Below are 13463 nucleotides of genomic sequence, written 5' to 3'. Positions count from 1 at the left end.
ATTTGCCTGCCTTCGGGTCTATACTTTCGAGTATGTCACTTTACCGCAAATCCAATCCATCGCCCTACCGCGATTCCCTGGTCGTGGAGGCCAAAGGGCTTGAACTTATCCGCCAGACGCTGGCCGCGGCGGACATCGGAGAGTTACGGGTGCCGCGGGTGGAGTCGGTCTCCGGGCGGCAACTGGTACTGGAGCAGATTGCCCCGGGGGCGCCGACCCCGGAACTGATGGCCCGGTTGGGGTTGGGGCTTGCACGCCTTCATGGCCTGAAGCAGGCGAGGTATGGTCTTGAATACAACAATTGCATCGGCTTGTCGCGGCAGCCAAACCGGATGACGGAAGCGTGGGGGCGGTTCTTTGTCGAGGACCGGCTAGGCTATCAGGTAGCCCTGGTCGAGGATGCCCGGCTGAAGGGCCAGTTCGAAGCGCTGCTGACACGCAAGCGGGATCGTCTGGTGGCGTTTCTTGACCGTCATTGCGAACACCCGAGTCTGGTCCATGGGGACCTCTGGGGCGGCAATGTCCTGTACGGGAACGATCAGGTCTGGCTGATTGATCCGGCGGTCTATTATGGAGACCGTGAGGTGGACCTGGCCATGACGGAGCTGTTTGGTGGCTTCAGTGAGGCGTTCTACCAGAGCTACGACGGTCAGCTGCCACGCAGCCGTGCCTATCCGGTCAAGAAATCCATCTACAACCTCTATCATGTGCTCAATCACTACAATCTGTTTGGCGCGAGTTATCTGCCCGCTTGTCGACGCCATTTCAAGGTTCTGGAGAGGTTGTGACACAGGGTCCTGCGGAGTTTCGGGCATAAAAAACCCCGGCAGGGCCGGGGTCGAAGACGTCAGAACTCAGTGTTGCCGGCGGCGACGTGCCATCAGCAGGCCGGCAAGGGCAATGCCCATCAGGGCGAGAGTGCCGGGCTCAGACACCGTGGCATAGGCGTGGTTGTCACTTTCAAACGCGTAGTTGTCGCTGGCAAGGTGAACTTGGTCGAAGCGCAGGTCGCCGAAAAAGAAGTTGATGAAGCGGTTGGTGGCGGAGGCCAGCTGATTGCCGTCCGCAGGTGCTGCAACATCGCCGCCGCCGAAGGTGTCGATCAGTACACCGGCCAGGAAGAAGGAAATGGTGTTATAGCTGTCGATGGAACCCCAGTACAGGCCGAAGTAGTTGGCGGTTTCACCCAGCTCAAGAATGGCCGTTCCACTCTGGTTGGGGTTGGGTACGCTCAGGTAGGGGTTGTCGCTGCCGGTGCCGGCCGGTGCCGCATAGCGGCCGCTCAGGTCACCGGTCACAATCTGGAAGTCGCCGCTGCAGCTGGCGTAGCCACAGCCCTCGCCGAAGTCGATTTCAGTCGCGCCCGCGACCTCCGTGTGCATCTCGCCTTCGTCGGACTGGGTGATCACCGTTGCCTGGGCGCCGGTAAAAGCCAGAGTCAGGGCGAGGGTGGTCATCCATTGGCAGAAGCGATTCATCGGTAATTCCTCATCCAGATGAAATTGTATTGGGGTTGTAAGACACCAGAGCAGGATGAGTGCCAAAAATTAAATGGCTTTAATAATCAGTGCGATATAAGGGTAAGGTTGGTTCTTTCGGAAAGCAGTGCTGTAAAGGAATCTGACGAAAGTCCGGGTTCTGGCTGGATATGCGTAAAAAAAGTGGACGCAATGCGCGCCCACCTGTTTAACAAATTTTACATTTCAGCGAGTGGCGACCGCCCGCGCGTCCTCGGTGCTGTCTTTACGGCGATCGAAAAAGATCTGCTTCGCCAGCGGCAGTCCCTTCACGCCCTGAATGGACAGGGTGGTGATCAGACCGCCAATCATCGCGCCGACCACGCCGCAGGTGAGGATGTCCTGGCCGGTAAGGAACAATCCGGGAATATCCGTTTTGGGCCGTAGCCAGGTCTGCTCGAAGCGTTCCGGTGTGTGGTCGAGACCGTAGATCTCGCCGCGGTTGTAGCGGCAGAACCAGGCGGTGGATAACGGTGTTGAGGTTTCAATGTAGTCCACCTTGCCCCGGAGTTGCGGCAGCTTGTCGTAAAGGGCCTCCATCAGCCTGTCGGTGATGGCCGTCTTGAGCGCCTCGTAGTCATCGCCGCGCTTGCCCCAGGTGGTGTCTTTCCAGCCCTCGAACTGCTCGTAGCTGGTCGGTGCCACAATCTCAATAGTGGCGGTGCCGGGCCAGCGGTTCTGGTAATCCGGATCTTTGGCCGCCGGAAAGGAAATGTAGATCACCGGAAACTCACTGTCTGGGTCTGCCAGAAAATGTTGCACGTTTTCGTCGTGGTGGGCGTTGGGGTAAATCCAGAAGTTGGTCTTTGGCAGGCCCAGTTCCTCGGGCGTGCCCTTGAGCCCGATATAGAGACCAATGTGTGGCATCGACGGCTCGATGTGCTGACGCTTGCGACGATACCCGCAGCGTTGGGCGGCTTCCGCGGGCAACAGCTGTTCAAAAGTGTTGATCACCCCGGCGTTGCTGATGATGAGCGGTGCGCGGATTTCCTCGCCGTCGCTCATGCGCACGCCTGCAGCCCGGCCGCGTTCAATCAGAATGTCGGTCACATCGGCGTAGGTCATGACCTCGCCGCCGCCCGCGCGAATGACCGGCAGGATGGTGTTGGCCATTTCCGAGGCACCCCCCACGGGGTAGTAGCCGCCGTGCAGGTAATGCTTGGCGATCAGCGCGTGGATCATGAAGCTGGACTGCTTCGGGGTTACGCCGCAGTCGCCCCACTGGCCCGTCAGTGCCCCGATCAGTTCCTCGTTGTCGGTCAGTCCGGACAGCACCTCGTAAGTGGTTCGGTTGAAGCAGTCTGGCAGTGCCACCGCTTTGAGCAGTTTGCCCAGGGCCTTGCTGGTGATCCCCGGCGCCAGCTTCGACAATGTGTACCACTGCATGCCTGCGGCGACCTTGCCCAGCAGTTGCAGGTAATCGTCGATGGCGCGCTGTTCTTCGGGGAAGGCTTTGAGCAGGGACTGGCGGAAGCCGTCGCGGCCGGCCTTGAGGTTGATGATGGTGTCGCCGAGGTAAAAACGGTCGTAGTGGCTGTCCATGGGCGCCCAGCGCAGCTTGCCGTCGGTGATGTAGTCGAACAGCTTGCGGCCAAGGGTATTGGGGGAGCCCATGTCGCCAATGTAGTGAACACCCACATCCCACTCATAGCCATTGCGGGCATAGCTATGCGTGTAGCCGCCTGCGGTGTAGTGCTGCTCCAGTACCAGCACCTTGCGGCCAGCCTTGGACAGGCAGGCGGCGGTGGTCAGGCCGCCGATGCCGGAACCAATCACGATGGCATCGTAGGGGCCTTCAAGCCGGTTGGCACGGTAGCGACGGCCAATCCGAATCGAGCTGGGTTTAAGGTTACTGGGGGATTCCGGGCGAGGCATATCGGTGGCTCCTGTTGGCGTTGTTGTTGAGCTGATTCCGTTTATATCATCATCGGGGACTGGCGGGTTAACAGAGTGAAACAGAACTTATAACGGGTGCTGTCTGTCTGGCCTTCTGTAACAAGGCGTGGGCGACTGAAATTTAGATCGGCTGAACATTATTCAATTGCATTGAAGATTGACACTTTATTACAAATATCGGAGCAAAGCGGTTTGCGCTGGGGCGTATCCGGGGGCATAGTTGGACTAACATGACAATTGCGTACGTTCGTACAGAAAAGGTGAGTGACGATGAAACTGAAAACCCTTCGTAATGCTTCAACCAAAGCTCTGATCAAGGCTCAGCTGGCGATGTCGGCTCCCAAGCAGCAAAAGGGTGCGACCGCACTGGAATATATTGTGCTGGCTGCCGCTATCATCATTATTGTGGGTGTTCTGGCCAGTAACACCACGGTGCAGACAACACTGACAAACGCGTTCAACAACCTGTTCACCAACGCCCAGACTCCCTAAGCCTTTCGGTAAAGCTGATTCAGGTAGCCAATCATGACTGGATGCAAGGTGGCGGCCTCTACGGAGTGCCGCCAGCGAGGGGCTGTTGCCCTCGAATTCCTGATGCTGTTCCCGCTGGTGGTGGCGATGCTCTACGCGGCGGCTATCTACAGCGTGCTGTTCTTCAGCAAATACCGCATGCAGGATGCGGTGGATCAGGCGGTGTCCAGTGCCATGCGGATTGATCGTAGCGCCTATGACAGCACGGAATTGGGCAATGCTGTTGTGACCCTGTCTTCGGGTACACTGGCAACCATGATTGCGGGCCTTCCCGATGCGTTGGTGGCCGGTGTGGATACCAATACCACCAACTGCGTCATGGTCGCGAGTAGCGGTGTGGATCTACTGCGCTGCAGCATTACGGTTAACAGTGCAGATAACCCGATCGTACCCACGATGAGCTTTGGCTTTCTGGGCGAATTTCCACCACTTCCGGACACCCTGAGTGCGCAATCGGTGATTGCCATCTGACAGATGTGCAAATTACGTCTAGCCTTCTGATGATGAGTACAGGGAGCAGTAACACGTATGAATTCCAGGCTAATGTATGCGTTGCCGGCATTCGCGCTCGCCCTGGTGGCCCTGGTGCTTGCCATTGCCGGTTTCCTCCGGGCACCTGAGCCGGTGGCCGGCGCAGCCGTTGTCACCCAGCCTGCGGAACCTGAACTTCCTCCTCCACCCAGTTATGACTATCTGGTCGCCACGACGGCGATGTCGCCTGGGGACGAACTCGAGGCGGACAACTTCCAGCGGGTCAGTTCACCCAGCCCGATAGAGGGTGCCGTGCCTGCGGATGCAGTGACTTTTGGCGAGCCGGTGGCCGCCGTCATGCGGGCTGGTGATCTTCTGCGTCAGGAGCAGCTGGAGGCCAGCAGCCTGGTGCGTTCGCTACTCAAACCCGGTACTCAGGCGATTGCCATTCCGGTCAACGATGTGTCCGGAGTGGGTGGTTTGCTCAAGCCAGGGGATGAGGTCAATGTTTACGCCTCATTTGACCGCTCCGACAAGAACGAGCCTGCGGCGTTGACCGTGCTGCGTAACGTGGTGGTGATCGCTGTGAAGGGGGTCGCCTATTCCGGTGAGGGGGTCAGCGAGGATGAGCGTCGCCGTAATGCCTCCGTGGTGCTGGCGGTGCCTGATGAACATGTGGCTGCCTTATTGCTTGCGTCCAATGAGGGTGATGTGCGGCTGGCTGCGCTGGCGGCCCCCGAGATGGATGCGGACACCTCGGACTCTCCCGCCGCTGTGGTCGTTGAGTCCAATGACCCGGATCCCACCTATCTGAAAGATCTGTTCCCGGCACCGCCGCCACCCCCGGCCGCGGCCCCGGCCCGGCCTGCCGGAAACCGGGTCCAGGTGTTTGAAGGTGCAGAGCAAAGGAGTGTTTATGTCCGCTAGCGCCATTGGCCGCGTTTGTGCGGCTTTGCTGTTATTGTGCTGGGGTGCGGCTGTCCAGGCGTTCGGTCAGGGCGCCCCGGTGACCTTGAGTAAAGGCGAGCAGCAGGTATTGTCGTTTCCCCAGCCGCTGACCAAGGTGGCGGTGTCCGACCCGGCCGTCGCTGCCGTGTCGGTGTCTGACGACAACGAGTTGATTGTGACGGCCATTGCCGAAGGCGTAGCGGTTCTGTCGGTTTGGCAGCGTGGCAGCGAAGAGCCCCTGCGAGCGCCGGTGGTGATTGCGCCCACGCTGGGGGACACCATGCCCTTCGGCACCCAGGTCCAGACCGATATCCGTATTGTTGAAGTGAACCGGAGCAAGCTCAATGCGCTCGGTTTTTACTACGCCAAGTTGTTCAATGGTGGTAGCTCGGCGGTGGGTATGGCCCCTCCCGGGCAGGGCTTTCGGGGCTTCCCCGGGCCAGGGGCGGGGCAGGCTCCGCTGAGTAGCGACGGCTTCAATCTGTTCAGCTTTGGCGCAAGCTCGCTGGCCATTATCAATGCCATGGAGTCTGGAGGCTTCGCCTATACCCTGGCCAAACCAACGCTCACGAGCCTGAGCGGGCAGTCCGCCACGTTTCTGTCGGGGGGCGAATTCCCGGTGCCGGTGTCGAGCGACAATGACTCCATCCAGATTGAATTCAAGGAATTTGGCATCAGCCTCAGCCTTACGCCGACGGTGATCAGCGAGCAGCAGGTGATCGTCAAGGTCGCACCGGAAGTCAGCGAGCTGGATTTCAGCAGTGGTGTTGAGACCGGTGGGGTGGCAGTTCCGGGGCTGCGGGTGAGGCGAACCGAAACCACGGTCTCGATGGGGCCGGGCGAGAGTTTCATCATCAGTGGACTGGTCAGTCGCAACACCATCAGCAACAGCGACCGTATCCCTGGCTTGGGCAATATTCCCATTCTTGGTGCCTTGTTCCGGTCCGACCGGATTGCCCAGGAAGACAAGGAACTGATCATGGTGGTTACGCCTCGCATTGTTTCACCGTTCGGTGCTGACCAACAGGCACCGGCGGAGATTGGTGTGGAGTACCACAACAGCAGTACGCGCTGGCTCGATATGGCCACTGGCTCAGCCAGTGGCTCTGAGCCGGTTCAGCATGGACTGAGTTGGTAAGCTATGGACAATCAGGACATTATCGTTTGTGTGGCCGATGATCTTGGGCTGCGGGTATGGCTGGAACGCTCTGTTGATGGTGCCTGGCCTATCGATTTCGTGGCCAGTTCGGACCTCAACCGGGTAATAAAAATGGTCGAGGCTACCCGCAGCTGCCTGGTATTTGTTGCCGTTGATGACGCCGAACCGGACCGGACCTTGCGGGTGATCAGCGCCCTGGTCAAGTCCTACCCCAATCTGAACGTGGTAACGCTGGCGAAACGGGTCACTCAGGACCACCTGCTGAAGTCTATGCGAGCCGGTGCCCGGGACTGCTTCCTGTCAGACAGTGACGCTGAGGAAATGCGTGCCCAGATCAAGGTGTTGCTGACGCGCGAAAAGACCCCGGCTGCGGGTGGGGGCAGGACGGAAGACCGGGCGAGACCGCTGGTGAATCTGATCACCAGTGTGAGTTCCACGGTGGATACCCGTTTCCTGACCCAGAGTTATGCGTTTGCGGCCGCCCAGCGGCGACCCGGTCAGCGGATTCTGGCCATTGATACGTCGGCCACTGAGCGCCACGTATTCTATCTCGATTCCAACAACCGCCTCACGCTCAATGACCTGCTGCTCAGTTCAGACTCGCTTGATGAGTCGCTGGTGGATACCGCACTCGAAGAGTATGTACCCGGGTTGAGAATGCTGGCCGGCAACCTGCCGTTGGCCAATCTGACGGAGGAGCGCAACGCCGATCTGTTCATCGCGTTTGCCCAGCTGATGCAGATGTTTGATTATATTGTGATCAATGTCGATCCTCTGCTGGCGGACTATTGGGTCAAGGTGATCGGGTTGCAGGTCTCACGTCTGGTGATGGCGATCCACCCGGTGGTGGAACAGGCTCATCTGGCAAGGGAGAAGTTCCAGTCCTGGGATTCAGAACTGTCAGAGAAATGTGCGCGTCTGTTGCTGGTCGATGGCTACGAGGACAAAATCCCGCCTGGGCTCAGTCAGCTGGAGGCTGCCGTTGGTGTGCACTCACTCGGGGCATTGCCGCTCGACTGGTCAAACCGTCTGCTGGCGATGAATGCGGGTATTCCCATTCATTCACTACCTCGCCGTTCGGCCTTTAACCGTAAGCTGGACAGCATGCTAAAGAGGGCGGATGAGCGTCTGGCTGGGGGTAAGTCGCAGGGCAAGGCGGCCAATACCCTTCGCCGAGCCTGAGGAGGGATGACCGTTGGCACGAGTTGACCAGGAATTCCAGGAGCTGAAAAAACGTGTCCACTTCTTTGTCGTGGAACGTCTGGACGAAGAAGGCATTGAGGTCGGTCGAACCGGCCGTGATGCGCTGTTCGACTTTGTCGAAAACAACGTATCCGGTTTTATCAGCCAACACCGGGTGCCGTTGTCGACCAATGACCTCAACAGCCTGGTGCGGGAACTGTTTGATGAAGTGACCGGCTTTGGCCCCCTGGAGCCGTTACTGGCCGACAATCGCATCAACGATATCCTCGTTAATGGCCCGGAAGATGTGTTTGTGGAAATCTCGGGGGTGTTGCAGCGCTCCAGTACCCGCTTTATTGACGACGACCATGTGATCCGGGTGATTCGCCGCATCATTTCGCCTCTCGGCCGGCGCCTGGATGAAGCCAGTCCGATGGTCGACGCGCGCCTGCCGGACGGTTCACGGGTCAATGCGATCATTCCGCCGATTGCCCTGGACGGGCCTTCGATCAGTATCCGTAAGTTCACCCAGAAGCACCTGTCCGCGAATGATCTGGTCACCAGCGGTTCCATGACACCGGAGTGTCTGTCGTTGCTGATCAAGGCGGTGGAGTCCCGACGCAATATTGTCGTCAGTGGTGGTACCGGTACCGGCAAGACCACGATCCTCAACATGCTGAGCCAGTACATCCCCCGTGAGGAACGGGTGGTCACCATCGAGGACTCGGCGGAACTGGCCCTGAACCATCCCCATATCGTGCGCCTCGAAACCCGGCCGGCGAATACCGAAGGTACCGGTCAGATCAGTGCCCGTGAGCTGGTGATCAACTCTCTCCGTATGCGCCCGGACCGGATCGTGCTGGGTGAGGTCCGTTCCGGTGAGATTATCGAACTTCTGCAGGCCATGAACACCGGCCATGAAGGCTCCATGAGCACCATTCACTCGAATTCGGCCCGCGATGCCATCATCCGAATTGAAACCTTGCTGGCGGTCAACGGATACGACGCCGGCGAGCGCGCCATTGGCCGGCTGATCGGATCCTCCCTGGATGTGATTGTCCAGCTGGTGCGGCTTCCCAATGGGCGCCGTTACATCAGCGAAGTGGTGGAACTGAAACCGACCGCGGACGACCCCGTCCACATGGACTACCTGTACCGGAGCGATCTCAATGAGCAGTCTGGACTGGTATAGGCTGGCGACAATTGTGGCGGTGGCCGCCCTGTTGGTTCTGGGCAGCCAGCTTACCTGGTCGTGGCTGAGGTCACGGCGAGCAGTGGCCCGACAGGTCCAGGCGCGGCTGGTTCCGGCCCGGGAATTGGGATCGGGCAATGTTGCGCGGGTGAAGCTGGGCCCGCTGGAAAAATTTCTGGTACAGGCTGATATCCATATTTCGCCGGGTAGGGCGCTCACTTTCCTGTTTGTGGCACTGGTTGGGGTGCTGCTGGTCGCACTTTACGAGGGGGCCATCGTTACCCTCGTCACCGTCTTTTTTCTGGCCACCGTCTGCGTGATGTACTGGAAAGTTCGATTCCAGAAGCAGCGGCGGATTATCCACGAGGAATTGCCCGGTATTGTCGACTCGGTTATGCGAAATATTGACGCGGGCCGCTCACTCGAACATGGACTGATTCATGCCTTTGAGGATTCGTCACCGGTCTTTGAACCGCTGGTGTTCCGCCTGCGCAGTGCCGTGGAAGCCGGACGGGACTATACCCGGCTGTTTGAGGATTTTGCCGCGATCTACAACATTCCATCGCTGATTATGGTGTCCATCGCGCTGCGCACGTCGTCCCGCTTCGGTTCGTCGATCCGGCCGGTGCTGCAGCAGGTAGCGTCGTCCCTGCGTTCGCAGCAGGACATGCGGCGCGAGTTCCTGGCGGCTACTGCGGAAACCCGGTTTACCGCTGTGACCTTTGCGGTGTTGCCGCCGGGTCTTGCGCTGTACATGGTGACGATCAACGAACAGTACTCGCAGGTGCTGATGGAGACCTCCACCGGTCACACCATGCTGATGGTTGCCGGGGTGCTGCAATTGCTCGGCATGACCCTGATCTGGCGCATGATCCAGGGGGTGGGCCGTGAGTAATTTGCTGTTTTCCGCCTCGATCCTGCTGGCATTGGCGTCCGTCTGGATGGCCCTGGTCAAGATCCCCCAGTGGCGGATGAAAGCCCGGGTCATGGCCCGGCTTCGACACCAGGGCGCCCTTGAGGAAGAAGCTGCGGCGACGTGGCTGGCTTCGCTGGCGGAACGCTTTACCCTGCATCCGGCGATCCGGGGTGATTATGAAGAGATGGGGGAGGCCCTGGAAATTACCGGCCGTACCGAGGAGCAGGCGCGTATCGATTATCTGCTGATTTGCTGGGTGATGCCCGCGATTGCCATTACGATCGGCTTTGTACTGACCGGTGTGGTGTGGGGCAGTCTGGTGGCCGTTGTGGGTTTTTTGCTGCCCCGGCGCATCATACGCTCGATGGCTGTCACCGCGGAAAAGGAGCAGAACCTCGAAGCCATTGAACTGTGCCACATGACGCGCATGCTGCTGGAAGCCGGCCTGTCTATTGAGCGTGCCCTGCGGCTTATCGCCGCCCAGGCAAGACCGGTCATGCCCCGGCTGTCGCTGCGGCTGGACCGCTTCAACCGAATGATGGAAGCGGGTGCGGACCGAACCAATGCACTGAACGAACTCGGCCGAAACAAGCGAATTGTGGTGCTCAGGAACTATGTCTCGCTCATGAAACAGAGCAGCAAACTCGGTGCCGGCGTGTCGAAAAGCCTCGATCAGGTTATCCATGAGGCCCAGAGCGCCGAGCGAAGCCGTTTGAAGGAAGAAACCAACCGGATCGGTGCCAAGATGACGGTGATTATGATGGTGTTCATGTTGCCGGCATTGTTTACTCTGATCGGTGGGCCAGCGGTGATGTCCATTGCCGAAACCCTGTCCCGCTAGATGTCCGAATAGAAGAAAAAAGGAAAACCGAATGCAGCAAACCCGTTTACAGCACTTCTCCCGCGCGGCTCCCATGAGTTGGCGGCGGCTGGCTGTGACCACCCTGATGGGGCTGGTGCTGTCCGGATGCGCCGGTACACCATCCAGTTCCCGGGAGGATGAGGTGGAACCGCTGGACGTGAACTGTCAGGCGCCAATCCAGCCCGAGGAAGAGGTTCACCTGGACCTGGTGGACCGGCTGGCGGAAAGCGGCAAGCCCTACGCCGCGCTGGCGCAGCTGGAGGGCCAGCCACTGACCACCCCGGATCACTGGGTGAGAAAGGGGCGCCTGCTGGCCTCCACCCAACAGCTGAGGGCCTCGGAGCAGCTGTTCCGTTCGCTCGCGCAACAATGCGACACCGCGGAAGCCCACCATGGCCTGGGTATGGTGTTGTTGAAGACCTGGCGCACCGAGGCCGGTCTGGCGGAGCTGCGGATTGCCCGCGCTGATTCGCCGTCATCCGGCAATATTCGCAATGATTACGGCTACGCCCTGCTGCTCAGCGGTGAATATGAGCATGCGGCATACGAACTGCGTACCGCACTGGAACTTATGGATGGGAAGGGCCCTGTGCGTCAGAACCTGGCGGCGGCTTACCTGCTGACCAACAACGATCAGGGGCTGAAGGTGCTGACCGAACGCTACGGTTTTGGTGTCGATGAAATCGCCCATGCCCAGCGCCTGGCCGATAGTATCCGGAGGTAAATATGAAAAAAACCGTTGCATTGGCACTGCTGGCGTTGCCCCTGTTGGCCCGGGCGGGTGATTACCCCCACGGACTGTCCGACACGATGATTGAGGAAAAACCCCGGTCCCAGCTGGAGCAGGAACTCGACCGTCAGCGGGCTTCCGGCCCCCCCGAGCAGGGCGAGATGTCGGCCCAGGTCTATGTCGATACCCAGAAGCGTATTTCTGAGACTTTTCGTCGGCCGGTACCGGACAATCTGTCTGACCTGAATTCCCGGGGGGAATGATATGTTGCGTCGCCAGCGGGGAGCTCTCATTTTTATTACCCCCCTGATCCTCACCATTATTGCGTTGTTTTCGGTGATGGCATTGGACGGCGCGCGTATATACGGTGTTCGCAGCAATCTCCAGAATCAGGCCAATGCGGCTGCCTCGGCCGGGGCCGAGGCCAGCCAGGCGTGCGGTGGTGTTGATGTCAGTGTCGACACCATGAAAGCGAGGGCTCTGGCTGCAGCGCAGGCGCAGGGCTTTACCGGCACGGCGGAGGATCTCGACCTCCGGGTTGGCGTGATGGTCCCAGACCCGGCCAACCCGGACCAGTTGCTGTTCCAACAGGTCAACGACATCGCCGCCAGCAACTCAGTGCGGGTTGCACTGAGCCAGACGGAGCCGGTTTCAAGGCTCCTGCCCCAAGCCATTCTGGGTACGGTGACCTTGTCTGCCTCCAGTGCCGTGCGCAAGGAGGTCAGGGCAACACTCAGTGCCGCCGGATCGACCCTTGGGGTCAGCGGCGGGCTGCTGGGTGGTTTGTTGGGGGCGGTATTCGAGAACCCGGGCTATAGCCTTGACCCAACCAGTCTCGAAAGTCTGGAAGGTACCCTTTTTGAACTTGGGGAATTGCTGGCGTTTCTTGGCGTGGATACCCTCGAGGAGGCGCTTCCGCTGGGTGCGGATGAACTGGCCGCGGCGCTGAGGGAGATTGTCGGGAATGCGACCCCGGCGGGGGCCTTGCTGGACGATCTGGTCGGAGCGACCGGTATTTCCACGCTGCAGATTGCCGATGTGCTGACCGCCGTCGGTGATGTCGAAGTGTCCGGGACCAATAAGATTGAACTGCTGAACCTGGTCAACAGCCTGTTGCTGAATGTTATTCGTCAGCAGCAGCTTCTGAATGGCACGCCTTTGTCATTGGTAAATCTCGGGGCGGCCGGGCTGCCGCTGCTCTCCTCGATTGACGAAAACAGCCTGGTGGTGAATCTGTACGTCAATCGACCGCCCAAGGTTGTGGTGGATGTGCCGGCGAGAAAGAACCTGAACGGCGAATGGGAGGGGGCGTTCTACGCACCGGATATCGGTATTGAAGTGATCGTGAATGCCGAAATCCTGCCAATCAATCTGGTGATTGCTGAGCTGGAGGTTGCGAGTCTGACCATTCCGTTGGCCGTGGACCTCGGAGGCGGCGATGGCTATCTGTCATCGGCCCTGTGTGCCCGGGGCGTCAGCAACGACGTCAAGTTTGGTTTGCAGCTCAATCGCCAGGTGCTGGAGCTGGCCACCGGAAGTATCGATCTGAACACCGGTGACATCGTGCCGCAGCCGATTGATGCAGAAGTGGGCAAGGTGAGTGTGCTGCTGGGGCTGATAAGTCTGGATCCCATTCTTAATGTGGAAGCGGAAATTACCGGAGAAATGGCCGGAACTTCCGGTGAGGTGATTCTTGAGCCGGATTACCCACTGTATTGCTCACCGACGGGCTGCTCCAAAGTGACCTACAACGATGCGGGCGGTGGCCTCTCGGCGTTGAATACCGATGTGAACCTCATCGACCTGAGCCTGTTGCAGGGCTCACTCGGTGGCGTAGACCTGACGCCCATCGTTGCCCCGGTTACCCCTCTGATCAGCGGTTTGTTGTCGGATGTAACCGCCAGTTTGACCGGGGCGGTGGTGAGCCCGTTGCTGCAGTTTCTGGGGGTAGGGGTCGGCGGCATCAGTGTGACGGTGAGCGAAGGCAAGCAGAACTATACTCAGATGATTGAGAACGTAGGTTTGGCCAATGGCGGCCAGGCTCTTTAAGCTGTGCCCC

General features: G+C 59.2%; 14 protein-coding genes. 12 read left to right on the top strand and 2 right to left on the bottom strand.

Annotation, left to right across the window (positions count from 1 at the left end; all coding sequences use genetic code 11):
• Positions 1 to 32 precede the first annotated feature (32 nt).
• Positions 33 to 788 carry a fructosamine kinase family protein gene (locus BLV11_RS09870; protein ID WP_091813089.1) on the top strand — a complete coding sequence of 252 codons (756 nt, stop codon included), beginning with the start codon at positions 33 to 35 and terminating at the stop codon, positions 786 to 788.
• 66 nt (positions 789 to 854) lie between these two features.
• Here the strand turns inward: BLV11_RS09870 and BLV11_RS09865 are convergent, their stop codons facing one another.
• Complete coding sequence (locus BLV11_RS09865) at positions 855 to 1478, bottom strand: Npun_F0296 family exosortase-dependent surface protein (RefSeq protein WP_091813087.1); 624 nt, start codon at positions 1476 to 1478, stop codon at positions 855 to 857.
• A gap of 225 nt (positions 1479 to 1703) precedes the next feature.
• Positions 1704 to 3392 (bottom strand): phytoene desaturase family protein, encoded by a 1689-nt coding sequence (locus tag BLV11_RS09860; protein ID WP_091813084.1) that lies wholly within the window; start codon positions 3390 to 3392, stop codon positions 1704 to 1706.
• A gap of 291 nt (positions 3393 to 3683) precedes the next feature.
• On the opposite strand from BLV11_RS09860, the gene BLV11_RS09855 reads away from it, so the two are divergent.
• Genes BLV11_RS09855 through BLV11_RS09805 form a run of 11 tightly spaced genes read left to right on the top strand, consistent with a single transcriptional unit; the run spans position 3684 to position 13453 of the window.
• The gene (locus tag BLV11_RS09855) at positions 3684 to 3905 is read left to right on the top strand and encodes a Flp family type IVb pilin (RefSeq protein ID WP_091813082.1); all 222 of its coding nucleotides are present in this window, start codon (positions 3684 to 3686) and stop codon (positions 3903 to 3905) included.
• Positions 3906 to 3938: 33 nt separating this feature from the next.
• On the top strand, positions 3939 to 4415 hold the full coding sequence (locus BLV11_RS09850) for a TadE/TadG family type IV pilus assembly protein (RefSeq protein WP_091813080.1): 477 nt from the start codon (positions 3939 to 3941) through the stop codon (positions 4413 to 4415).
• Positions 4416 to 4472: 57 nt separating this feature from the next.
• The gene (cpaB, locus tag BLV11_RS09845; protein ID WP_091813078.1) at positions 4473 to 5342 is read left to right on the top strand and encodes a Flp pilus assembly protein CpaB; all 870 of its coding nucleotides are present in this window, start codon (positions 4473 to 4475) and stop codon (positions 5340 to 5342) included.
• A complete protein-coding gene (locus BLV11_RS09840) occupies positions 5332 to 6501 on the top strand; it encodes a type II and III secretion system protein family protein (RefSeq protein WP_091813075.1) in 1170 nt (389 codons plus the stop codon). Before cpaB ends, BLV11_RS09840 begins: the two co-directional genes overlap by 11 nt.
• Positions 6502 to 6504: 3 nt before the next feature.
• Entirely contained in the window at positions 6505 to 7704 is a 1200-nt protein-coding gene (locus BLV11_RS09835) for a CpaE/TadZ family protein (protein ID WP_091813072.1), read from the top strand.
• Between the two features lie 13 nt (positions 7705 to 7717).
• Positions 7718 to 8896, top strand: a complete 1179-nt coding sequence (locus BLV11_RS09830; protein WP_091813071.1) for a TadA family conjugal transfer-associated ATPase — start codon at positions 7718 to 7720, stop codon at positions 8894 to 8896.
• The gene (locus BLV11_RS09825; RefSeq protein ID WP_091813069.1) at positions 8874 to 9791 is read left to right on the top strand and encodes a type II secretion system F family protein; all 918 of its coding nucleotides are present in this window, start codon (positions 8874 to 8876) and stop codon (positions 9789 to 9791) included. Before BLV11_RS09830 ends, BLV11_RS09825 begins: the two co-directional genes overlap by 23 nt.
• The gene (locus BLV11_RS09820) at positions 9784 to 10653 is read left to right on the top strand and encodes a type II secretion system F family protein (RefSeq protein ID WP_091813067.1); all 870 of its coding nucleotides are present in this window, start codon (positions 9784 to 9786) and stop codon (positions 10651 to 10653) included. The genes BLV11_RS09825 and BLV11_RS09820 overlap by 8 nt, the downstream gene beginning before the upstream one ends.
• A gap of 31 nt (positions 10654 to 10684) precedes the next feature.
• Entirely contained in the window at positions 10685 to 11398 is a 714-nt protein-coding gene (locus tag BLV11_RS09815; protein ID WP_091813065.1) for a tetratricopeptide repeat protein, read from the top strand.
• Positions 11399 to 11400: 2 nt separating this feature from the next.
• Positions 11401 to 11667, top strand: a complete 267-nt coding sequence (locus tag BLV11_RS09810; RefSeq protein WP_091813062.1) for a hypothetical protein — start codon at positions 11401 to 11403, stop codon at positions 11665 to 11667.
• A gap of 1 nt (position 11668) precedes the next feature.
• A complete protein-coding gene (locus BLV11_RS09805) occupies positions 11669 to 13453 on the top strand; it encodes a Tad domain-containing protein (RefSeq protein WP_091813060.1) in 1785 nt (594 codons plus the stop codon).
• The last annotated feature ends 10 nt before the right edge of the window (positions 13454 to 13463 follow it).

This window comes from Marinobacter mobilis (genome assembly GCF_900106945.1).
Classification (GTDB): Bacteria; Pseudomonadota; Gammaproteobacteria; order Pseudomonadales; family Oleiphilaceae; genus Marinobacter; species Marinobacter mobilis.
Note: the sequence above shows the minus strand (reverse complement) of the source record. Positions and strands in the feature narration are given on the sequence as shown.